Here is a 21025-nt window from a genome sequence, read left to right as displayed (position 1 = left end):
GACGCTCAGCCGAGCTGCTCGGACAGCTCCAGCCAGCGCTCCTCGAGCTCCTCGTTCTCCCGCCCGACCTCCTGCAGCTGCGCGGTGATCTCCTGCAGCCCCTGGTAGTCCGACTGGTCGTGCCCGGCGAGCTTCGCGTGCAAGGACTCCGTCTGCTTCTCGAGCTTCTGCATCCGCCGCTCGATCGCGCCGAGCTCCTTCTGCGCCGCATGCGCCTCGGCGCCGGAGAGGGCAGGAGCACCCGCGGAGCTGCCCCCCGACCCGGGGGTCCCTGCGCCGCCCGCCCCGGACCCGGAGCCGGCAGCGCCGGAGGAGCCCGCGCCGGACCCCCCGCCCGTCGCCGCCGAACCCGCCCCCGCGGCCTTCTCGCTCGCGGCGCGCAGCTCCAGGTACTGCTCCACACCGCCCGGCACGTGGCGCACCGTGCCGTCCAGCACCGCGTACTGCGTGTCCGTGATGCGCTCGAGCAGGTAGCGGTCGTGCGAGACCACCAGCAGCGGCCCGGGCCAGGTGTCCAGCAGGTCCTCCATCGCCGCGAGCATGTCCGTGTCCATGTCGTTGGTCGGCTCACCCAGCAGCTAGATGGCAGATGCAAGAGGAGCACCTGTCTGTCATGGAGACTCGACTACCCACCCGACCACCGGCTTCCGAGATCAAGGCTCTCATATACACGCGAGCCTCGATGGATCGTCACTACCTCATGCGCTCGACCGACGATCAGGAGACGGACTGCCGCGCCTGGTGCGCGCAGCAGACGTGGAATGTCGGCAGGGTCATCACCGATGCCAATCGATCTGCATCGAAGTGGCGCACCCGCGAGCGTGAGGGGTTCGAGGAGGCTCTCCACCTGATCGCCTCCAAGAAGTATGACGCGTTCGTGACGTGGGAGCCCTCCCGCGCCGGACGTGAGCTACTGGCGTACGTGCAACTGCGTGCGGCTTGTCAGGAAGCCGGTGTGCTCTACCTGACGAAGGGCCGGGTCTATGACTTTTCCCGCCATGACGACAGCTTCATGATGGGGCTGGAGTTCCTCACTGCGGAGAAGGACGCCGCGGTGATCCGGGACCGGCAGCTGCGCACCGTGCGGCTCAACGCGCAGAAGGGTCGCCCACACGGTCGGCTCCCCTACGGGTACCGCAGGGTGTATGACGAGCAGACGCGTGCGCTGGTTCGTCAGGAGATCGACCCGGGAAAGGCCTCGATCATCATCACGGCCGTCGATGAGATTCTGGACGGGGTCTCGATCAACAACATCGTGACTCGCCTGAATCGCGCGGGGGTGCCGACCCCGATGAAGCCGACGTCCGACCAGTCGCGAGGTTGGATGAGCTCAACCCTGCGCCAACTCATCAAGAGTCCAACGATTGCGGGCCTGCGCATGTATCAGGGCGAGGTCATCGGTGAAGCGGACTGGCCGGCGATCGTTCCGGTCGAAAAGTGGGAGAAGGTCAACCAGATCCTTGCGGACCGGGCTCGCCGTACTCGGTACGTGGAGGAAGGCAACCATAGTCACCCCAGGTGGCTGCTGTCATTCATTGCCAGGTGCGGCTTCTGTTCGCACCCCTTGGTGCGCATTCATGGTGCCGTGGATCGCAAGCGGACTGGGATGCCTCGCGACAACTACATCTGCGGGAAAGTGGGGTGCCGGAAGGTCAGTATCGACATTCCCTACACGGACGCTTACGTCACCGGCGCACTACTTGGTTGGCTGTCCAAGCCTGAGAGCCTAGCGGTCATTCTGGGCCCGGACGACAACTGGAACGAGCGGGTCCGCGAAGCCCAGGACCATGTCGCAGCACTGCGCAGGCGCCTCGCCGACGCAGCGGGCGAGTATGCACAGGGCCGGATCAGCATGACGATGCTGGCCGATGTCGAGGAACGCCTCAAGCCCGAGATCGAACGTGCCGCGAAAGCCGCCGTTCCCCCGGTCGCCGACAGGCAACTCCTCGCACTGATCCAGACGAAGGATCTGGATGCCGCATGGGAAGCTCTCGACCTGGTCGAGAAGCGCCGCATGCTCAAGATGCTGCTCGACATCCGGATCGAGAAGGCCAAGACCATGGGGGGCCGCTTTGATCCGGCACGGATCAAGATCACTCCTCGGTTCTCGGTTCCCGAGACATATCAATGGAGGCGACCAGAATCGTCCTGACCGCTGCGCCCTGACGGTCAGTCGGCGGTAGGAACGACGCGCCGAGCTCTCGCCCCAGCTCCTGGAGCCGCGAGAGCTCGGCGCTCGTCTGCTGAGCTGCGGTACTCATCGCAGTTCCCCGGTGCGCGGATCGGCGCCTGCGAAGAAGGCGTCCTCGGCGGCGCGGCGTTCGGCGACTCGTGCGGCGACGTACTCGACGAAGTCGGCATCGCGGTCGGCGACGAACACGTCCTCGACCGGGTCGGCGGGGTCCTCGCCGGGCCAGGTCGTCTGCCTGGTTGGCCGGTCGCGGTCCAGGCGGGTACCGGAGGCGGCGACCCATTCGCGCAGCCTGGCGCGGGCGTCGGCGAAGTCGCGATGCCACCCGAACGGGGCACTGCCGTTCTGCTCGGGGTGGTAGGCACACAGCCAGTGCAGATGCAGCGCTGAGAGCTCCCAGACGAGTTCGTCGTGGCGGTGCCAGAACGGTGGGATGACGCTGGCGGGCAGCCCGTAGGTGCGGCGTGTCGTCTCGACCCACCGGTTCAGGGCGTACCACTCCTTTTCGAGTTCGTCGGCGCGCAGCAGGTACCAGTTCACTGGGTGCGGCGGGCCGGGGTCCTCCTCGTCCTCGTCTTCGAGCATCCCCTCGTCGTCGAGGTCGAGCTCGTCCTCGGGCAGCTCCTCCACGGCGGGCTCACCGGGGGTCTCGTGGTCGCGGTCGTCGGTCATGATCGGGACTCCTCGGTGCTCACAGGCCCATGTCCGGCGACTGCCGGTCGGGCCGGTACTCGGGCGCGGCGAACGCGGCAGGCGTCTGCTGCTGCGCCACCTGCCGTTCCGGCTGCTCGGGAACGCCGGAACCGGCGGACTGCTGGGCTGCGTCACGTTCGACGGTGGGTCGCTGGGCCTGTTCGCGGCGCGGGGTGCGGTCGACCTCGTAGGTGGTGCGGGCCATGTCGTGACCGAGCGCGGTCGCGACGAACCGCTGCTTCGTCTCGCCGGTGCTCTTGGACTGGTAGTCCTCCATGCGCCCCTCGGCGATGAAGAAGTCGTTCTTGGCGAGTTGCTTGTAGGCGCGCACGGCGACGCCCTTGTAGGCGACGAGGTCGTGGTAGGTGTTCGGCAGACGGGTGTAGGTGCCGTCGTCCTCGTAGTCCCAATGACGCTGCTCGACCTTCGCGTAGAACGCCGCTTTGCCCTTCTGAGTGGTGCCCAGCGTCGGCTCGGACTTGATGCGTCCCTTGAAGGACTCGCGGACATCCGCGCCCTGCTCGGGCTGGGTCTCGGGGCCGGTTCCTGGGTTCTCGTGCTCGGCCATCGTGCTGCTCCTGTCTTCCTGATGCGGCCACCTGTCGTGGCGGCCGTCGTGACAGGCAGGTGCACACGAGCTGTCCCGGACCTACCGAGGCGGGTCGGGGCGGCGCAGCAGCGCCTCGATCTCGGCCCGGTCGGTCTTGAGCTGGTCGGCGTCGGCGCGAGCGGGCCAGGCGCGCAGATCGGTGACGATCGGCGGGGCCGCACGCAGCAGGGTCACCGCGGTGCCGAACGGGAGGGTCCGCAACCGGTCGGGCGGGAAGATCGCGACCCTGCGCACGGAGCGCTGGTTCTGGCGAGTGCCGTGATCACCGAGGGTGATCGAGTCGGTGTACTCATCACGTTCACCGATCAACGTGGACAGGTCTTGAAGGTCTTTGCTGTTCGAAGCCCCGCCGAGAAGAATCTTCACGATGGAGGCGTCCCAGATCGCGCCGGCCTGGTTCTCCGACCACTTGTCGCGCGCCTGCGCGAGAGACTGGAGCACGGGCAAACAGGTGATTCCGGTGCCACCGCCCTCGGCCATCAGCGTCGGCAACGACGGCAGCGGGGCGAGGTTGCCGATCTCATCCAACGCCAGCAGCAGTGGCGGGTCGAGACGGGCTCCGGGTGAGCGTGCCGCGATCCGCCGGGCGGTCTCCACGAGATCCTCCACCAACGCGGCGACCAGTGCTGCGGAGGCTCCGGCTCCAGCACCGGTCGCGAGGAGGAACAGGGTGCCCCGATCACGGATGAACGCTTCGGGGTCGAACTCCTCCCCGGGGCCGGGGCTGACGGCATCGAGCACCCGCGGGTCAGCGAGAGCACCGAGGGCCAGAGAGACGCCCTGCCAGATCGAATCGCGGGTCCTGGGGTCGGCGTCGATCATGGATTCCAGCGAGTCCGCCCACCCCGTGGCCGCGTCCGGGCTGTTGGTGAGGATCGCGACGGCCTCCGCCGCAGCCGAGGGGTCCAGGGTCCAGCGGAACAGCTCCGCCGGGGAACGCCCATCAAGAGCAGCGGCGTGCAGCAGAGCCTGCAGCGCAGTCCTCGTCTTGCCTTCCCAGAATCCGCCAGACTCCACCCCGCCGGCAGACAGGCCGGTGGCCGAGGCGAGGCCGGTAGCGCGGATCATCGCGGTGAGAGGGTCGGCGCAGCCACGCACGGGCGACCAGCGCATCCCCGCCGGGACGCCCTCGGCCAGGTGCTGGGGGTCGAACACTGCGACCGGGCCGTGCTTCTCTCGCGCGCAGGGTCGCGGTGAGGTTGTCCGGGCGGGTGCTGGTGGCGATCACCGCCCCCGGCGCGTCGAGGATCGCGGGGATTACCACGTGCAGGCCCTTGCCGGAGCGGGGTGGTCCGATGAGCAGGATCGAGTCCTCGACGCTGGCCCACACCTCCCTGCCCCGGCACATCCCGAGTCGGTAGCCGACATCCGCCGGGGTCGGCTTGGAGAGAGAGGGTCGCAAGTTCCCGGCGCGGGTGAGCAGCGCCGTAGGTGAGGCGACCGTGGCCACCTCGTGGCGGGTCGCGACTCCGGCGGTTGTGTGCGGGTCGACCTCGGTCTTGCGGGCGTGACGGCGCAGCCGCGTCCACACCCAGCAGCCGCCGGCGACCAGCCCGGCCAGCAGCACGACGGTCACGGCCCAGTAGGCGACCGCGCTCATCCCTGGCGCGTCGAGCGCGGCGGCAGGATCACCGGGCCGGAACAGCACCGAGATGCCGGAGGCGGGCCCAGCGGCGGGCTGGTCGGTGCCGGTGAGGAACGCGGCCACCGATCCGGCGCCGCGCAGGATCAGGGCGAGGCCGAACAGTCCGACCAGCCCGATCATCGCGGCGTTGGTCAGCTCGTCGCCGAAGCTGCCGCTCTGGCGGCCCTGCGGGACGCTCATCGCAGCCTGCGCGCCACGACCGTGCCGGAGACGCGCCCGACCAGCAGCACCTCTCCGGCATCCCCGACCCGTCGCGGATCGAGCAGCCCCCGTGCAGTGCCGTCGCCGGCCGCGTCGGTGTCGGAGACGAGCACGGTGCAGGCGATGTCCTCCCCGGCGACGAACCCCTCCCCGGTGACCTCGATCAGCGCCGGCACCGCCTTGGGCCGTCTCGTCTTTGGGGCCGGCTCGGGTGCAGGGTCGGCGCGGCGTGGTTGTGCGGCGACGAGTTCGGTGAAGCTCGTGCCGTCGGCCTCGTGCACCTCCACCCGCACCGGCACCGCACGCTCCTGGCTGGCGTGGTCGATGATCTGCGGGAACGCGGCCCGCGACCACGGCCGCTGGTCGTCGTCGGGCGGATACACGGTGCCGTCGATCATCACGGTCATCGACCCGTCGGCGTGGATATCGAGGATCACGGTGCGCATCGACACCGGCACCGGCTCAGGGAGATTCGCATGTCGTCTCATGCCGGCCAGGTGCACAATCCCGTACCCGCACCGTTCATCCTGGCTGCTGCTGGCGCAGCTGCCGGGCCTCGTCCAGCACACGACGGCAGGGTTCCCTCACCCATACGCCGCTGTTAGTATCTGCGTATGGATGCAGATAAGCAGATGTGCGGCATGGATCCCGCGTCGGAATACGTCGATCTCGCCGCGGAGGTCTTGGGACTGTTGTCCGATCCGACGCGGATCAGGATCGTGCTGGCCCTGCGCCAGGCCGACGAGTTGCCGGTGAACGCGCTGGCGGAACTGGTCGGGAAGAAGCCCTCGGGGGTGTCGCAGCATCTGGCCCGACTACGGATGGCGCGGATGGTCACGACCCGGCAGGAGGGCACGAGCGTGCTCTACCGCCTCACCGACGAACACGCGGTCGCCCTGGTGGTCGAGGCGATCAAGCAGGCCGAGCACGCGGTCGCGAACGGGCAGATCCCGCCCCACCACCACGCACCCCGGCAGTAGTAGCCCGTTCGTCGCACAAACTCTCGTTCGTTAGGCCTCGTCTCATGCTTGCTGTCCTGCGCAATCCCACCTACGCGAAACTGTTCAGCGCGCAGGTCATCGCGCTGCTGGGCACGGGCCTGCTCACCGTCGCGCTCGGACTGCTCGCCTTCGAAATCGCCGGCGGCGACGCCGGCGTGGTGATGGGTGTGGCGATGACGATCAAGATGGTGGCCTACGTCGCCGTCTCCCCCCTCACGACGGCACTCACCGCCCGTCTCAAGAGAAAGCCACTACTCATCGGGACCGATCTCATCCGGGCTGGGGTCGCGCTCTCGCTGCCGTTCGTGACCGAGGTGTGGCAGATCTATGTGCTGATCTTCCTGTTGCAGTCCGCATCGGCGACGTTCACGCCCGCGTTTCAGGCCGTGATCCCGTCCGTGCTCCCGGACGAGGGACAGTACACACGTGCCCTGTCGCTGTCGCGGCTCGCCTACGACCTGGAGTCGCTGGTGAGCCCGATGCTCGCCGCCGCCTTACTGACGGTCGTCAGCTTCCACAATCTCTTCGCTGGCACCGTGGTCGGGTTCCTTGCCTCTGCGACCCTGGTGCTTGTCTCCCGCTTTCCTCGCTTCGAGGCTCCCGCTCCGGCGCCGTTCTTCGATCGCCTCACCCGCGGCGCCCGTGCGTTCTGGGCCAGCCGGGAGCTGCAGGGCCTGATGGCGCTAAACCTCGTCGTGGCGACGACCACGGCGATGGTGATCGTCAACACCACTGTCCTCGTCCTGGGCGATCTGGGCCGCACCCAGTCCGATGCTGCGCTCCTGCTCGCCGCCTACGGAGGCGGCTCCATGATCGTGGCCCTGACCATGCCCAAGCTCTTGGAAGCCGTCTCGGACCGGCGAGTCATGCTCACCGGCGGCATCGCCCTGCCCGTCCTTCTCCTGGCCGGAGCCGGGGTGCTCGCCTGGACCGATGGCACGCCCCAGTGGGTCGGGCTGCTGAGCGTGTGGGCGCTGATGGGGGCGGCAACCTCCACGATCCTCACCCCCTCCGCCAGGCTGCTGCGGCGAGGCAGCACGGAAGAGAATCGGCCCGCGGTGTTCGCCGCGCAGTTCTCCCTGTCCCACGCCTGCTTCCTCATCACGTACCCCCTCGCCGGTGTTCTCGGCGCCGCTATCGGCCTTCCCGCCGTGGCTCTCGTCCTCGTCGGTATCGGCATTCTCGGCGCGGTCCTCGCCACCACTGCTTGGAGCGCTACGTCCCGCACTCTCGTGCAAGCTCACAAGCGATGAGCACAGGGAGCGCTCATGCCCTCCACGACCGCTTCGACAAAGATCGATCCGATCGCTCGTACGGTTGCATCTGTAACGAACATGCGACCCCACAGTCAAGGTCAGAACGTCTGGAGATCCGCGGAATCACGCGGATTCTTACCCTACGCGGGGTTGGTTTTTTCCGGGATCGGACATGCGGCTGGTGGTGTCGAAGAGCTCGTACTCGGCCGGGTGGAGCTGGTGCTGGACGACGAAGGAGCGTTCCTTGATCCGCCACAGCCCTTGTCCGGTGCCCAGCGTCGGCAGCAGCTCGCGCTCGGTGCCGGTCAGTCCAAGGGTCTTCGCGGTCGTGCCCAGCTGGTCGGATTCCTGCCGGTAGATGATGCGGGACTCCGCATTGGCGAGCAGGGAGTTCGCGAGCGAGCGCATGGCCGAGCCCTGGTCGCCGACGTTTTCCAGGTCGGTGAGCTTGTGGAAGATGAGCATGTTGCTGATCCCGTACGCCCTCGCCAGCCGCCAGTGCGCATCCATGCGCTTGAGCAACGCGGGTTCGGACATGAGGCGCCAGGCTTCGTCGTAGATGCACCAGCGCTGCCCGCCGTTCGGGTCCAGCAGCGCCGATTCCATCCACGCGCTGGAGCACGTCATCAACACCGACACCAGCGTGGAGTTCTCGGTGACTCGCGACAGGTCCAGGGACACCATCGGCAGGGTCGGGTCGAACACCTCCGTCGACGGGCCGTCGAACAGGCCGGAGAGGTCCCCAGCCACCAGTCGTCGCAGCGCGTGTCCGACCATGCGGCCGTCCTCGGCCAGCCGCCCGTCAGGGTCGTGGGAGGGAGACAGGAGGTGGTCGACGATCATCGGCAGGATCGGCACCTCGTTCTCCCGTACCGTTTCGGCGAGGGCGGTGTCGATCGCGGTGTGCTCCAGCGGCGACATGGGCCTGGCCAGCACGGTTTCGGTGAGCGCGCCGATCAGGTCGCGGCGGCGGGAGGCGACCGTCGTCTCCCACTCCGCATCGCTGAGCCCGGAGGGGCGGTAGCCCTCGTCGAGGGGGTTGAGGCGGGTGGGCAGGCCGTGGCCGAGCTGGATCGCCCGCCCGCCGACGGCGCGGGCGATCTCAGTGTGCTCGCCTTTCGGGTCACCGGGAACGTAGACCCGCCGCCCGAACGGCAGGCTGCGCGTGTACAGGCTCTTGGCGAGGGAGGATTTGCCGCTGCCGACGATCCCTGCGACCACGACGTTCGGGGCGGTGATGACCCCGGTCTGATACAGCACCCACGGGTCGTAGACGAACGAGCCCCCGGAGTAGAGGTCCTGGCCGACGAACACGCCCGCCGAGCCCAGGCCGCCCTCGGCGAGGAACGGGTACTGGGCCGACAGGGTCGCGGAGGTGTCCTGGTGGCGGGGCAGCCGGAACCGGCCCGGCGTCCGCAACGTTTGCTTGCCGGGCTCCCCGGCGGCGGGCAAATACCGAGTGGCCTTGCGCTCGGCCCGCTCGACCTCGGCCTTGGCTTTCGCTTCCGCGACCTCGCGGCGACGCTGCTCGGCCTGCAACCGGGCCGCGGCCTGGCGGCGCTGCGCCCGCAGCCGTCGCCGCTCGGTGGCCGGGGCGACCAGCACGGAGGTATGTAGGCGTTCCTTCTCGCTCACAGTCCCAACCCCCGCTCCTGACCTCTGCTGGACCCGGCGGGGTGCGGGTCGAACCACGACCCTGCCGGCTGCGCGACCCGCGCCTGCCTCCCCGCGCGCAGGGAACGCCGCGTCGTGTGCTTCGGAACGGTGGTGGGGTGTTCGATGGCGGTGACGGCACCGGTCAGGCGGGTCGTGGTCTCCTCCAGTGCGGTGCCGGCCTGATGGAGCTCGTCACCGATCTGCAGCCCGGTATCCCGTGCGAGGGCCGGGGCGCCGGGGAGGGTGTGGGCGACGGCGATCCGGTCGATCGCCTCCCGCATCGCCGTGGCCGCATCGCGCAGGTCGCCCAGCAGTGTGGCGGTGCCGGGACCCGTGGCCTGCAGTTCACTGTCCGCGGCGAGGTGGCGCAGGTTGCGGGCGGCCTCGGTGGCGAACGCGGCGGGATAGTAGACGGCGGACATGATGGCCTCCCAGGCACGAGAACGACGGGGATGTGGTGCAGGTGCACCCCACCCGCCCGGTCACGGACATACCGGTGCCGCCGACCCCACAGGGCGGCGGCACCACGGGAGGTAGTCGGGTCAGAGGCCGAGGCCGCGGTCACGCTTGACCGCCGCGACGCCCGGATGCTCGAACCAGGAACCCTCGCTCACCGGCCCACGCCCGGCGGCACTGCCCGCTTCTCGTCCGGTGGCGCGTACCCCGCGATCAGAGAGCGCCGCAGCGGCAGCACCCGCCGCGCCCATCGCAGTCCCGGCCGAGGCGGCACCGCCGGCACTGCCCATGTCGGGGTCCATGGTCGGTGCGGGGGTGTCGGTGTCGAGGCTGTCCTCGGGCGCGATCTGGTGGTGGCGGTAGAGGGCGACGTGGCCGAGGTCCGGGTTGTAGGTCAGCGTGTACTCTCCCGTGCGTGCTTCCTTGTCCAGCGCCCCGGTCGGTGGGGTGTCGTAGACGTAGCCGTTGAGCATGGCCGCGTCCGTGGTCTCCTCGCCGTAGTCGAAGCCGGCCAGGTGCTCGATCGCGGCGTCCGGGCCGTCACAGTCGATCAGCCACAGCACCGCATCGGCTTCACCGCTCTGGAGGAAGACGATGTTCACCCACCGCGACACCGGCCCCTGAACCCTGGTCATCTCCGTCTCGGCGGGTGCGGGCGGGGCGGGGTGCCAGGCGATGCGACCGGCAGCCTGCGAGGCACGGTTAAGCCCCTCCTCGACACGGTCCAGGGCGGCAGCGGCCTCGGAGAGCTCCCCGGCGGCCAGGCGGGCATCACGGATACCGGCGGCGGGGTCTCCGGCATCGTCGAAGGCGCGCCCGTCATGGCGGGCGTGGCGGGTGGCGAGCTGCTGGATCGACTGCTGCATCGAGCGCACCCCGGCCAGCAGGTCCCCAATCACCCCGTAGGCGTCCTCGGGGTGGGTGAAGTCGCGGCTGGCGTGCGCCAGGCCGCGCAGCGCCTGCGATGCCTCCTCGGCGTCGGCGACGGGATCGTAGAATGTAGGCACGGTTCCTCCCCTTGACTGTGGTGATCGAGAGGTACGCATTCAGAGCACGAACCAGCCGGAGGAGCACATGAGCGGTGAGGATAGGGCCAGCGATCAGCTCGCAGCGAGGCACACTCAGACCCTGCGACTGTTCAAACGCCGAGCGGAAGAGCTCTTCTCGTGCGAGCTCGCACGTCGTGACGATGCGATGAACCTGGGGCAACAGCTGCACATGAACTTCGTTGTCGATCAAGCCACAGGCCAGTCGTCTCTGGCAGGCATTCGCCAGGTCATTCCTCCCAAAGAGCAGGTGGCTTACGCACTCACACTGATCCGTCCACTCACGCTCACGAAGAAGGGCGACCGGCTCGCATGGGTAACGGTTCTTGCCGCGTTGGAGTACTTTCGGCCGGCGGACGCCACCAATGTCTCTGAGCATTTGACACAGTTGCGTGAGAACTGGGCGCAGTACCCGCCTCGCCGAATGCGGATTATGCAGGCCCCGATCGACCCAGAAGCAGCCGGGGTTCGTGTCAATGCCTGGGACAACGAGATCGCACGTATGTTCCTCTACGGTGACCTCGTCCATGGCGATGACAACGCCGAATTGCTGGACGCGCTCGGAGATGATCAGGTTGTCTTCTCCGCCGGTGCGATGGCGTCGGACGGCTTCATGTTGGTGAACAACACGTATCAGGTCATGCACTGGCTCCGACCAGATATCGCCCCAAACGACGCGCACTTCTCCCAACTCCTAGCACAGGAGAAGCCCCCGAAGGACAACTGAGCCGGCTCATACGGGCCGGGTCAGGGGCAAGGCCGCGGCTGTGAACGCGGCGGCCTGCTGGCCGACGAGGCGGCGGGTTTCGCAGGAGGCCTGGATGGCGGCCTGCTCGACCGCGGCGACCGCGGCGTCCAGTTCCTCGATGGTGGGCGCCGAGACGGCGACCAGACCGGTCACGCGCAGCACGCCGTGCCCGGCGGTTAGGTCAGCTTCCTGCTGGAGCACGTCGGTGTATTCGGCGGTCTGGGCGGCGTCCTCGATCTGTCCGATCCGGCGGCGCTGCGCGGCATCGGAGATGTGCTCGACCTTCTTCTTGCGGATGTCACGGGCAGCCTGATCGGTGCGCAGCGGGGTGTAGAGCAGCGACAGGGATCGCCCGATCCCTGAGGAGAGCACCAGCGGGGCGAGGAACCCCGGATACACCATCGAGCGGGGCCACTCGCTGATCCAGAGCACGACGTGGTAGCCGGTATCGGTGCGCAGCCTCGTCCAGGTCTCGGTCACCGCGACCGGGCCGGCGGTGGCCAGCGACTGGCCGATCTCCCCGTGCCGCTCCAGGGTCGCGGCGACGGCCGGGTCGTAGGCGCTGCGCAGGATCACGGCGATCTGCCCCGGGCTCAGCCACCCGGCAGGGGTCAGGTCCGCCGAGCGCAGCGCCGCGGTCAGTGTGCTCATCTCCTGGCGCAGCACCGCGGCCGCGCCCCGCAGCCCGCCGCCGGCGGTCCGGATCTGCCGGGCCGCCGTCTTCATATCCAGGCTGAGGCTGATCGTGGTGGCGTGACGCTCCCCGGCGGGCCCGGCGCGCTCGATCAGCTCGGCATACGTCCTCGATGCGAAGGAGTCGTCCTGGCTGCCGTGGGCGGCCCACCATTCGGCCAGGCCCGTGCCCGAGTCCGGCAGGGTGCGCTCCAGCACCTGCACGGTCGCGATCCGCCCGGACAGGCAGACGCTGGCCAGCACCCGCCCCCAGGAGGAGACCCGGCGGGCCTGCTCGCCGGGATCGAGGAGCACGAACGCGGGATGGCGGATCTCGCACACCACCGTCAGCGTCGCCTGGTGAGGGTCGTGGATCATGCCCGCCCCGCTCTGCGGGTCGACGTGCTCGCGCAGCCGCGCCATGTCACCGGGCAGCGCGAGCGTGCCCGCCGGCCTCGGAGCGACGATGCGGCGCCGGTAGGCCAACTGTCCGCCGGTGGTCCGCCACAGCCACCAGGCGGCCACGGGCACCCATTCCACGACCGGGCGCCCGGCGACGGGCATCCAGGTCAGCACGATCGAGGACACCCAGATCGGGGCGGTGTAGGCGATCAGCATCCCGCCGGCGTAGAACGCGCCCACCAGGGACAGCACTCCGACGGCGAGGGTCGCCAGCTGGGTCGCGGACAATCCCAGCAAGATGCCGCGGCGAGTCAATCTGCTGAATTTCACCGGCACCAGGTCGGTGCCCGTACGCGCTTCTTCGGCGCTGTGCTTGTTGCTCACGAGGATCACTCCTTCCCACCGGTCGGCGGCTTACTGGGCCCGTCGTCGGGCTTCGGGCCGGTCGGCAGGTTCGGCTGCGGGGTGCTGCGCGGCGGTGCCTGCGCGCCCGGCCCACTCCCACCGCTCTCACCGTTCCCGCTGGTGTTGGTGTTGCCGGTGTTCTGGTTGGCGCCGTCGGTGGCGGCCTCGGCCTGGGCGCCGATCTGCTTGCCGGCCTCGGGGCCGGCCGTCGCGGCCTTCTTCGCGACCTCCGCGCCGATGACCACCGCCGCGACCGGTCCCGCGGCAGCTCCCGCACCGGCCGCCGAACCGCCGGCGCCCGCACCGCCCGCACCTGCTCCGGCACCTGCTCCGCCGCCTGGTGGTGGCGGCGTGCCCCCACCGCCGCCGCCTCCGCCGGGTGGGTTTCCGCCTCCGGGTGGGGGCGGTTCGTCACCCCCGCCCCCACCTCCTCCGCCGCCGTTGCCGTTGGTGTCGAGGATCTTCTTCGGGCCTTCGCCTTGCGGTGTGCCGGGCACCGGGACGGGTCGGTTCATGGCGTTCTTGGCTTCTTGTTCCGATCCCATGGTGTTGTAGAGGTCGAAGCCGAGGAACGCGATGACCCGGTAGACCATGTAGGGGGCGAAGGCGGCGATCGCGAGCATGACGATGCCGGTGATTGGCTCGGTGATCGCCGTCAGGTCCGCCTCGATGGGGGTTGCCATCTGGGTGATCGCGATGAGGAACACCACCACGAGCACCAGCTTGGAGATGATGAGGGCGAGTACGAACGCCGCCCACTTCCCGATCCACCCGCGGGTGGCATCCCACGCCGCACCAGCGAACGCGAGCGGGGCGAGCACGATCGCGATCAGCAGCAGAGCCTTGCGGATCAGCAGCGAGAACCACACGATCGCGACCGCGGCGACCATGAGCCCGCCGAGGAAGATCGTCACGATCGCCCCGACACCGGGGGCGGAGATGTTGATGGCGGTCAGTCCGGCGGCCAGCAGGATGATCTTGTCGCCCATCGTGGCCGTGGTCTCGCCGGCGGCTTGGATGATCCCGATGGTCAACTGGTCGGTGATCTCCAGCGCGAGCGCGGCCAGGGTGATAACCACGAAGGAGCCGAGCACGGCCTTGCCGGCCCCGAGGGCGGCGCGGGACAGCGCGGTGGGGTCGCGGCGGATCAGGCCGAGGATGAGCTGGAAGCAGAAGAAGATCAGCACGATGAACACGCCGATCCCGAACAGCAGGTTGTACACCGACACGTACCCCTCTTGGGTGACGTCGACCAGCGTGGTCGTGTCGAACACTGTCCACATGGCCTCGATCAGCCAGCCCGCCGCCCCGCCGACGGCCTGCGCGAACCAGTCGAACGGGGCGGCGATCAGCGACGCGGCCGCTTCACCGGCGGAGTCGCAGACCGTGGAGATGACGGGAACATCGCACAGCGCCATCACAGACCTCCCTCACACAGATAGGCGGGTTCAGACGGCCTGGCCGACGCCCCAGAAGAAATTGATCAGCGTGACCGCGGCACCGCAGATCACCGCCGCACCGCAGGAGATCAAGACGCCGATCTTGCCGCGGCCGGCCAGGTGGGGGTTGCTGGAGTTGGAGCCGAAGCCCCACACGATCGCCGAGACGATCAGCGCGAGGACGGACAGGATGAGGCCGACGGTCATGACGGCACCGACGATGGTGCGCAGCTGGTCGATGCCGGGCAGCCCCGAGTCGTTGGGGTCGATGTCGATCTGCATCGGGAGCATCGCCAAGCGGGCGAGGGTCCAGGTGGCGAGGGTCGTGATGGTCATGGCAGGGCGCTCCTTCGACAGATGAGACAGAGGTGTTCTCTCGACCAGGTGCACCCGACCCCGCCAGACACGCAGCAGCGCCCGCCCCCACAAGACCGGGGGCGGGCGCAGCAGCTTCAGCGCAGGGGTTCAGAGTTGTTGGCCGATGCCGATCAACCAGTTCATCCACGCGACCCCGGCGCCGGCGAGGATCGCCGCCCCGAGGGCGACGAGCACGCCGGTGCGGGCCTTGCCGGCGGCGGCGTAGTTCCCGGACGCAGACGCGATCGCCCAGACGATGCCGGAAATAATGAGCATCAGCACCGCGATGATGAGCACGAACGTCAACAGGGCGCCGATGACCTCTTCCAGGTCGCCGATGCCGCCCAGGCCCTCGAAATCGGGGAACACGTCCATCAGGCCCCACCACCCGAATCGGCGAGGGTGACGTGGAGGTGGTCTTGATGCCTCGTGGTGATATCGGGCTCTTCAGAGTTGAGTGTGGGCGCGCCGGTGGCGTCGGGTAGCTGGGGATAGACGTCGAGGTCCTCGATGATGAGCGGACTTCTACCCCCGCTAATCTCAAGGACCTCGACAATGCCCAACTCTACGTGCGCCTGCTCTGACGCGCTCGGCCGCTGCGACCGTTGCGATCTTCTCCTCGATTTCCCCACCCTCCATCTGGCCTCGGTGGTGAAGGGCCGTACGGGCCTGGTGCTCGAGGTCGAGTCCTGCGATCCAGTGGCCGGATGCCCTGGTTGCGGAGTCATCGCCGCTGGTCACGGCCGAGTGATGGTCGAGGTGATCGATGCGCCCTGGGCGGGCCGTCCAGTGCGGATCCGGTGGCGCAAGCGCCGCTGGATCTGCCACGAGGGCCTCTGCGAGGTGGTCTCGTTCGTGGAGCAGGACCCGGAGGTCTGCGCTCCGCGGGGCCTGCTGAGCACGCGCGCGATCCGCTGGGCGATCGGTCAGCTCCGCCGCGAGGGAGCGACTATCCAGGGCCTTGCTCGTCAGCTCGGCACGACCTGGAACACGGTCTGGTCCCAGGTCCGACCACTCCTGATCGAGGCTGCGAACGACCCGTCCCGGTTCGAGGGAGTGCAGGTCCTGGGCGTGGACGAGCACATCTGGCACCACCGCGACCCGCGCCGGCGCGGCCCGAAGGAGCTCACCGGGATGGTCGACCTGACCCGAGGACCCCACCCCACCGCCAGGCTGCTGGACCTGGTCCCCGGCCGATCCGGCAAGGCCTACCGAGACTGGCTGGACGAGCGGGGCGAGACGTTCCGACGGCGGGTCGAGATCGCGACGCTGGACCCGTTCCAGGGATATAAGAACGCGATCGATGACCAGCTCGAAGATGCGACCTGCGTGCTGGACGCCTTCCACATCGTCAAGCTCGGCGGGGCGGCGGTCGATGACGTTCGCCGCCGGATCCAGCAGGAGACCCTCGGCCACCGCGGCCGCAAGGGAGATCCCCTCTACGGCATCCGCCACATCCTCCGCGCGGGGCGCGAACGCCTCACCCCGCGCCAGCAGACTCGGCTGGCCAGCGCGTTCGCGGCGCATCCCGAGCATGTCGCGGTCGAGGTCGCCTACCACTGCTCCCAAGACCTCCGCGACGTCTTCCACCAGCCCACACCCGCACGAGGGCGACAGCTCGCCGAGGAGCTCATCGCCTCCCTGCCGTCCTGCCCGATCCCGGAGATCGCCAGGCTCGGGAAGACTCTGCGCCGCTGGCGGACAGCGTTCCTGGCCTACTTCGACACCAACGGCGCGAGCAACGGCGGCACCGAGGCCGTCAACGGGCTCATCGAGCTCGGCCGCCGCACCGCCCGCGGCTTCCGGAATTTCGAGCACTACCGCCTCCGAATGCTCCTCATCACCGGCGGCCTCGACGCCTCACCCCACACTCAACTCTGAAGAGCCTGATATCGGTGCCGCGCGTGTAGTCGCGCCAGCCCTCGTCGTCACGGGCGAGGGACCAGATCTTGTCCTGCCAGATGAGGTAGTCGACTCCGAGGGTCTCGGCGTGGTCTTTCATCCAGTTCGTGACTTCCCAGCCCGCCTCGATCTGCGCGGGCGTGGGCATCTGCCCGATGGCGTTGCCGAACGCGATATCGCAGGCCCGACCCAGCGGGTGCTCCGAGACCGTGCCCGGCCGTGGCGAGTAGCACGACCAGGTCGTCTCGGGGAACGCCGCGATCGTCTGCTGATACAGGTGCAGGGTGCGGCGGGTGATCTGCCCGTTACTGGTCGGGTCGTCGACCAGCTCATCCGGGTCACCGGCCGGGGCAGGGTCAGGCTCCCCACCAGGCCCATTGCTGTCGGGGTCGCAGTCGCCGGCCGGTGGGCCGGTCTCGGCCTCGGGCAGGTCCGCGGCGTCGTGGGCGTTCAGCCAGGCGGCGGGGTCGGTGTGCTCACCGCCGGTGCCCCCGACATAGACCTCAAGGTGCAAGTGCGGGCCGGTGGACTGGCCCGAGGAGCCGACGTCGGCGATGTGCTGCCCGGCCCGCACCCTATCGCCGGCCTCGACGTGGATGCCGTCGGCCCAGGAATGGATGTACCCGGTGGCGACCTGCTCGCCGCCGACCTGATGTTCGATGACGACCTTCCCGCCCCACGCATCGGTGTACTCGGCGACGGTGACCGTGCCGTCGGCGGCGGCGAGGATGGGCGTGCCGTCCGGGGCGGCGAAGTCGCTGCCGGTGTGGAAGGACTGCTCCCCGGTGATCGGGTGGGTGCGCGGCCCGTACGGGTCGGTCGCCGTCCACGTGCCCTCGGGCAGAGGGAACACCACCCGCGAAGACTCCGCCGCCCCGGCCACAGCAGGCACCACACCAGGGTCAGTTTCGACGTTCGTGCCTGTGGTGCCGAGGAGGGTGTCGAGGATCGTGACGGCGACGGGGCTGTAGTTCTCGTACCGGTCGGGGAACGCCGAGACCTCCACGGCTTGGGCGGCCTCGCCTTTGCCCATGTCTTGCCAGCCGGGGATGTCCAGCAGCCCGCGCGGCGAGGGATGGTTCGGGCCGTCCGGGCCGCCGAAGAACGCTCGCGCCTGATACTCGGGGGCCATCAGCTCTGCGACCGACCCCCACCCGGCCTGCGGGCGCATCTGGAACAACCCCAGGCTGTCGTTGTCGCTGCCATCGCCATCGTTCGGGTAGTCCGCTGACTCCGGGTAGACGCTCGTGTTCGACAGCTGCCGCAGGGTCGACTCGGTCAGTGCGGCCATCAGCGCGATCTGGAGTCCGTCACGGTTCACGCCCTCGACGCCGGAGCCGGTCTCGATGATCGTGGCCGCGTGCGTGAGTTGCTTCTTGTTCAGCGTGAACGACTCCCCATCGCGCGTTTCGACGGCGAGCTCGTCGGGCACCTCGCCGACTTGCAGTCCGCCGCCGGGCACGGTGCAGGCCCAGGTCGCGGCGGGGTTCATCAGCAGCCCGATCCCGACCATCGACAGGAACGGTGCTACCAGCGCCAGTGCGAGCAGTCCGATAGCGAGCTTCTTGAGCACCACGCCCCTCCTTTCTCCCCAGACCTCTCGGGTCAGCGCAGGGGGTTGTCCAGCTCGGACAGCCGCAGCAGATGACAGGTGTCGTAGGCGGGCTCGCAGACCACGAACACGGTGAACGCCACCTCGTGCGCGGAGTCGACGGGTTCGTCGTTCCACACCCCGGCACGGTGGCGGACGCCTTCGATCGTGATCGCCGTCGTCCCCTCCACCAGCTGCCCCGGCTGCGCCTGCTCCTGCGCGGTCGCCCACGCTCCGGGCACGAACGCATCGGTGATCTCCAGGTGCTGGGTGGTGGCGTACTGGCGCAGCTCGACCCATGCCTCCCGCGTGGGCAGATAGGCGGCGATATCGGAGGCGAGGCCGGCCTGCTCGGTGCCGGTCGGGTCGGCGACCTCCATCAGCACGCTCGTGTAGTCCAGCGGCATCAGCCCCGACCCGGTATCCCAGGCGAACACCGCCGTCGCGACGTTGCGGGCGAACTCCTCAGGGTCCCCGGACCCGACCACCGCAGCGATCCGCCCCGGCCGTGGCGTGCCGGACTCGACCGGACTCGACGACGCGCCCGGCTCGGGGTCACGGTCGTGGGGTGGGCTGGTGTCGGGGCCGAGGATCAGGCCGTAGATCCCGATGCCGGCCAGGAGCACGATCACCAGGCCGGCGGCGAGCAGGACGATCAGGCGGGTGCGCGGGCGGGAGTCAGCGAAAGTCTTCATGCCGCCCAGGTGCACGCACCCGGTCACAGAGCACGCAGATGCTGCCGAGAGACGCTCTCGCCTGATTCAGCATCAGCGCCGGGGCCGGTGTCCTCGTCGGTACGGGGCTCCTCGGTTGTCGTCTCGACGTCGTGGCCGGTGGTGTCGAGGGAGATGCGCAGGCGGGCGGCGAAGGCGCTGGTGCCGTCGGCGACGTCGAGGAAGATGCCGGCCTGCTCCTCGGTGAGTTCGCGGGCGAGCTCGTCCACGTCGTAGTGGGTCCACCATTCCGCCAGGGAGGTCCAGGTCTGCACGAACGCCGTCACCGGCCACCGCCCCGGCACCACCGCCGGCCGGGCCGAGGTGTGCGTGCGGGGCTTGCTGCGTCCAGCGGCGGTGACACGGGCGACGGCCTCTTGGGCCATCGCGCGCAGCGACGCCTGGCGAGAGGCGTCCGCTTGCTCGACCTGGCCGCGCAGGCGCTGATAGGCGGGGTCGACCGGCCCGCCGGCCTCGATCCCCGCAAGCTCCGTCGTCGCCTGCTCGCGCAGCGCCTCGGGATTCTCGGGGTTCTCGGCCATGGCCTGGATCGCCGAGATCTTCTCCAGCGTCGTGTACGAGGCGCGGCCGGTGACCATCCGCGCGGCCTGCGCGCGGCTCCTCCCACCGACACCCCCTGACGGGGGTGCCAATTGGCACCCCCGTCAGCACCGGGCTGATTCTCCGCCGAGAAGCGGGTTACGACATCGCGGCGCTGGGCGTCCTCGGTCATGAGCTGCTTGAGCTCGCGGTACAGGGCGGCGGCCTCCAGCTGGTTGAGCGGCTTGCGGTGCGCATTCTCGTCCTGCTCGGCCAGCAGATGCCCCAACCGGGTCGAGACACCCGATCGCACCCACACGCTGACCGTGCGCCAGTGCAGCAGCCGGATCGCTTCCAGCCGGCGTCGCCCGCACACCAGCACCCCTTCGGGGGTGACCGTGATCGGTTGCAACAGGCCGTGCTCGCGGATCGAGTCAGCCAGAGCCTGGATATCGCCGAGGTCGGCGCGATGACGGGCACCGACCTGAATCGACTCCACGGTGCGTTGCAGTTCGATACTCATCACCACTCACCCCTCTCAGTCCTCTCTTCGTGGTCCCCGGTTACTTCCGGGCCTGTCGTGGGGCGGCCAGGCAGATGGTGAGCACGAGATCGTCATCGCGCAGCAGCATCGGGATCGTCTCGCCGATCAGCAGCCGCAGCAGCACCCCGCGGCCCGCGCTGGTCGCCGCCAGCGCCGGGTGCGGGTTGCCCAGCAGCGCCTTGAGCAGCCCGGTCCAGGACCGGCCCGGCAGATCCAGCAGCGCGCGGGCGTGCTGGTCACGTCGCAGGGTCTCGAACGCGGTATGCCGCGCCCCGGCCTTCGCCAGCGCCCCGCAGATGTGCTCCACCGACGCCCGCGCGGTCGCGGGCTCCCAGCCGAGCATCGTCACCAGCGCGATCGCGTCCTCAGCCGCCGACGACGCCGACATCGCCACCCCCACCACACCACCACCGCCACCGTCACCGTCTCCGGCGTCTCCGGTGCCGTCGGGATCGGGTTCGGGGTCGGTGACCTGGAACGCGGGGTGATACTCCGACAGCGGCGTCTCCCTGTCGGAGATTCGCTCGGCGTCGTGGAACGCGGAGATGTGCGGGCGGCGGGCCTGATGGGTCGAGCACAGCAGCCCCTGGGCGCGCTCCTCGGCGATGCAGGTGATCCGCACCGCGTGCGTGACCACGCCCCACGGGTCGATCGCCTCCCGGGCGGAGCGGGTGCGCATCACATCGAACGCGGCGCTGGCGGCCTCCCACGGGTCCAACGAGTGCTTGCGCGCCAGCGCGGCGTACTTCTGCGCCGCATACTGCATCAGCTCGCCGGCGACCGGGTCCCGCGCCCATGCCCCGGGCCCGGCCGCGTGGAGCCGGGCCAGCAGGGCACGCAGCCCGGCGCTGGTCGTGTAGTTCTCAGGCCCCCGCTGCGGGGAACCTGTGTGAGTCGTGGTCGTCATGGGTTCGGCACCTCCTGGCAGGCAGGTGCACTCGCCTTCTCCGACACCTG

General features: G+C 69.2%; 19 protein-coding genes and 2 pseudogenes. 5 read left to right on the top strand and 16 right to left on the bottom strand.

What is annotated here, in order from left to right; genetic code table 11:
- Positions 1–5: 5 nt before the first annotated feature.
- Positions 6–554, bottom strand: a complete 549-nt coding sequence (locus tag RBL05_RS03740) for a hypothetical protein (RefSeq protein WP_308740589.1) — start codon at positions 552–554, stop codon at positions 6–8.
- Between the two features lie 128 nt (positions 555–682).
- Here RBL05_RS03740 and RBL05_RS03735 point away from each other — a divergent pair, with 128 nt between their 5' ends.
- Positions 683–2152 (top strand): recombinase family protein, encoded by a 1470-nt coding sequence (locus RBL05_RS03735; RefSeq protein WP_051990376.1) that lies wholly within the window; start codon positions 683–685, stop codon positions 2150–2152.
- Between the two features lie 105 nt (positions 2153–2257).
- Here RBL05_RS03735 and RBL05_RS03730 read toward each other — a convergent pair whose 3' ends face one another.
- The 4 genes and pseudogenes from RBL05_RS03730 to RBL05_RS03715 all read right to left on the bottom strand — a co-directional run bounded on the left by RBL05_RS03730 (position 2258) and on the right by RBL05_RS03715 (position 5786).
- On the bottom strand, positions 2258–2863 hold the full coding sequence (locus RBL05_RS03730; protein ID WP_006213382.1) for a hypothetical protein: 606 nt from the start codon (positions 2861–2863) through the stop codon (positions 2258–2260).
- A 19-nt stretch (positions 2864–2882) separates the two neighbouring features.
- Entirely contained in the window at positions 2883–3452 is a 570-nt protein-coding gene (locus RBL05_RS03725; protein WP_006213381.1) for a single-stranded DNA-binding protein, read from the bottom strand.
- Positions 3453–3533: 81 nt separating this feature from the next.
- A pseudogene (locus RBL05_RS03720) lies at positions 3534–5319 on the bottom strand (TraM recognition domain-containing protein).
- Positions 5316–5786 carry a hypothetical protein gene (locus tag RBL05_RS03715; protein WP_231882187.1) on the bottom strand — a complete coding sequence of 157 codons (471 nt, stop codon included), beginning with the start codon at positions 5784–5786 and terminating at the stop codon, positions 5316–5318. Before RBL05_RS03715 ends, RBL05_RS03720 begins: the two are co-directional and overlap by 4 nt.
- Positions 5787–5954: 168 nt before the next feature.
- On the opposite strand from RBL05_RS03715, the gene RBL05_RS03710 reads away from it, so the two are divergent.
- The gene (locus tag RBL05_RS03710) at positions 5955–6320 is read left to right on the top strand and encodes an ArsR/SmtB family transcription factor (protein WP_197464170.1); all 366 of its coding nucleotides are present in this window, start codon (positions 5955–5957) and stop codon (positions 6318–6320) included.
- A gap of 44 nt (positions 6321–6364) precedes the next feature.
- Positions 6365–7594: an MFS transporter gene (locus tag RBL05_RS03705; protein ID WP_167560413.1), complete on the top strand. Its 1230-nt coding sequence runs from the start codon at positions 6365–6367 to the stop codon at positions 7592–7594.
- A gap of 138 nt (positions 7595–7732) precedes the next feature.
- On the opposite strand, the gene RBL05_RS03700 is transcribed toward RBL05_RS03705, so the two are convergent.
- From RBL05_RS03700 to RBL05_RS03690, 3 genes are all read right to left on the bottom strand, one after another.
- On the bottom strand, positions 7733–9232 hold the full coding sequence (locus tag RBL05_RS03700; RefSeq protein WP_006213376.1) for a hypothetical protein: 1500 nt from the start codon (positions 9230–9232) through the stop codon (positions 7733–7735).
- Positions 9229–9675, bottom strand: coding sequence for a hypothetical protein (locus tag RBL05_RS03695; protein ID WP_167560411.1), 447 nt, complete (start codon positions 9673–9675; stop codon positions 9229–9231). Before RBL05_RS03695 ends, RBL05_RS03700 begins: the two co-directional genes overlap by 4 nt.
- A 120-nt stretch (positions 9676–9795) precedes the next feature.
- Complete coding sequence (locus RBL05_RS03690) at positions 9796–10716, bottom strand: hypothetical protein (RefSeq protein WP_259787623.1); 921 nt, start codon at positions 10714–10716, stop codon at positions 9796–9798.
- A gap of 67 nt (positions 10717–10783) precedes the next feature.
- Here RBL05_RS03690 and RBL05_RS03685 point away from each other — a divergent pair, with 67 nt between their 5' ends.
- Entirely contained in the window at positions 10784–11482 is a 699-nt protein-coding gene (locus RBL05_RS03685) for a hypothetical protein (RefSeq protein WP_040560313.1), read from the top strand.
- 6 nt (positions 11483–11488) lie between these two features.
- On the opposite strand, the gene RBL05_RS03680 is transcribed toward RBL05_RS03685, so the two are convergent.
- The 4 genes from RBL05_RS03680 to RBL05_RS03665 form a co-directional block, all read right to left on the bottom strand.
- Positions 11489–12961, bottom strand: a complete 1473-nt coding sequence (locus tag RBL05_RS03680; RefSeq protein ID WP_167560407.1) for a PrgI family protein — start codon at positions 12959–12961, stop codon at positions 11489–11491.
- 5 nt (positions 12962–12966) lie between these two features.
- Positions 12967–14400 (bottom strand): type IV secretion system protein, encoded by a 1434-nt coding sequence (locus RBL05_RS03675; protein WP_167560405.1) that lies wholly within the window; start codon positions 14398–14400, stop codon positions 12967–12969.
- Positions 14401–14430: 30 nt separating this feature from the next.
- Positions 14431–14757: a DUF6112 family protein gene (locus RBL05_RS03670; protein ID WP_006213370.1), complete on the bottom strand. Its 327-nt coding sequence runs from the start codon at positions 14755–14757 to the stop codon at positions 14431–14433.
- A 129-nt stretch (positions 14758–14886) separates the two neighbouring features.
- Positions 14887–15153, bottom strand: a complete 267-nt coding sequence (locus RBL05_RS03665; RefSeq protein WP_167560403.1) for a DUF6112 family protein — start codon at positions 15151–15153, stop codon at positions 14887–14889.
- A gap of 180 nt (positions 15154–15333) precedes the next feature.
- On the opposite strand from RBL05_RS03665, the gene RBL05_RS03660 reads away from it, so the two are divergent.
- Positions 15334–16659: an ISL3 family transposase gene (locus RBL05_RS03660; protein WP_308739197.1), complete on the top strand. Its 1326-nt coding sequence runs from the start codon at positions 15334–15336 to the stop codon at positions 16657–16659.
- On the opposite strand, the gene RBL05_RS03655 is transcribed toward RBL05_RS03660, so the two are convergent.
- From RBL05_RS03655 to RBL05_RS03635, 4 genes and pseudogenes are all read right to left on the bottom strand, one after another.
- Positions 16619–18193, bottom strand: a complete 1575-nt coding sequence (locus RBL05_RS03655) for a M23 family metallopeptidase (protein ID WP_412523788.1) — start codon at positions 18191–18193, stop codon at positions 16619–16621. The genes RBL05_RS03660 and RBL05_RS03655 overlap by 41 nt on opposite strands.
- Positions 18194–18285: 92 nt before the next feature.
- Complete coding sequence (locus RBL05_RS03650) at positions 18286–18966, bottom strand: hypothetical protein (RefSeq protein ID WP_167560510.1); 681 nt, start codon at positions 18964–18966, stop codon at positions 18286–18288.
- 23 nt (positions 18967–18989) lie between these two features.
- Positions 18990–20047: pseudogene (locus RBL05_RS16910) on the bottom strand (ParB N-terminal domain-containing protein).
- 40 nt (positions 20048–20087) lie between these two features.
- Positions 20088–20975, bottom strand: coding sequence for a hypothetical protein (locus tag RBL05_RS03635; protein WP_040560311.1), 888 nt, complete (start codon positions 20973–20975; stop codon positions 20088–20090).
- Positions 20976–21025 lie beyond the last annotated feature (50 nt).

This window comes from Brachybacterium sp. GU-2 (assembly GCF_030866705.2).
Lineage (GTDB): Bacteria > Actinomycetota > Actinomycetes > Actinomycetales > Dermabacteraceae > Brachybacterium > Brachybacterium conglomeratum.
This window is presented reverse-complemented; position numbering and strand designations above follow the sequence as displayed.

What these genes read in the sequence shown, in the direction of transcription:
- RBL05_RS03685 (WP_040560313.1), top strand. Translation starts at nt 10,784, where the DNA reads ATGAGCGGTGAGGATAGGGCCAGCGATCAGCTCGCAGCGAGGCACACT.
- RBL05_RS03715 (WP_231882187.1), bottom strand. Translation starts at nt 5,786, where the DNA reads ATGCGCACCGTGATCCTCGATATCCACGCCGACGGGTCGATGACCGTG.
- RBL05_RS03660 (WP_308739197.1), top strand. Translation starts at nt 15,334, where the DNA reads ATGCCCAACTCTACGTGCGCCTGCTCTGACGCGCTCGGCCGCTGCGAC.
- RBL05_RS03635 (WP_040560311.1), bottom strand. Translation starts at nt 20,975, where the DNA reads ATGACGACCACGACTCACACAGGTTCCCCGCAGCGGGGGCCTGAGAAC.
- RBL05_RS03740 (WP_308740589.1), bottom strand. Translation starts at nt 554, where the DNA reads ATGGACACGGACATGCTCGCGGCGATGGAGGACCTGCTGGACACCTGG.
- RBL05_RS03655 (WP_412523788.1), bottom strand. Translation starts at nt 18,193, where the DNA reads ATGGTCGGGATCGGGCTGCTGATGAACCCCGCCGCGACCTGGGCCTGC.
- RBL05_RS03695 (WP_167560411.1), bottom strand. Translation starts at nt 9,675, where the DNA reads ATGTCCGCCGTCTACTATCCCGCCGCGTTCGCCACCGAGGCCGCCCGC.
- RBL05_RS03735 (WP_051990376.1), top strand. Translation starts at nt 683, where the DNA reads ATGGATCGTCACTACCTCATGCGCTCGACCGACGATCAGGAGACGGAC.
- RBL05_RS03725 (WP_006213381.1), bottom strand. Translation starts at nt 3,452, where the DNA reads ATGGCCGAGCACGAGAACCCAGGAACCGGCCCCGAGACCCAGCCCGAG.
- RBL05_RS03665 (WP_167560403.1), bottom strand. Translation starts at nt 15,153, where the DNA reads ATGGACGTGTTCCCCGATTTCGAGGGCCTGGGCGGCATCGGCGACCTG.
- RBL05_RS03670 (WP_006213370.1), bottom strand. Translation starts at nt 14,757, where the DNA reads ATGACCATCACGACCCTCGCCACCTGGACCCTCGCCCGCTTGGCGATG.
- RBL05_RS03705 (WP_167560413.1), top strand. Translation starts at nt 6,365, where the DNA reads ATGCTTGCTGTCCTGCGCAATCCCACCTACGCGAAACTGTTCAGCGCG.
- RBL05_RS03710 (WP_197464170.1), top strand. Translation starts at nt 5,955, where the DNA reads ATGGATGCAGATAAGCAGATGTGCGGCATGGATCCCGCGTCGGAATAC.
- RBL05_RS03730 (WP_006213382.1), bottom strand. Translation starts at nt 2,863, where the DNA reads ATGACCGACGACCGCGACCACGAGACCCCCGGTGAGCCCGCCGTGGAG.
- RBL05_RS03650 (WP_167560510.1), bottom strand. Translation starts at nt 18,966, where the DNA reads ATGAAGACTTTCGCTGACTCCCGCCCGCGCACCCGCCTGATCGTCCTG.
- RBL05_RS03675 (WP_167560405.1), bottom strand. Translation starts at nt 14,400, where the DNA reads ATGGCGCTGTGCGATGTTCCCGTCATCTCCACGGTCTGCGACTCCGCC.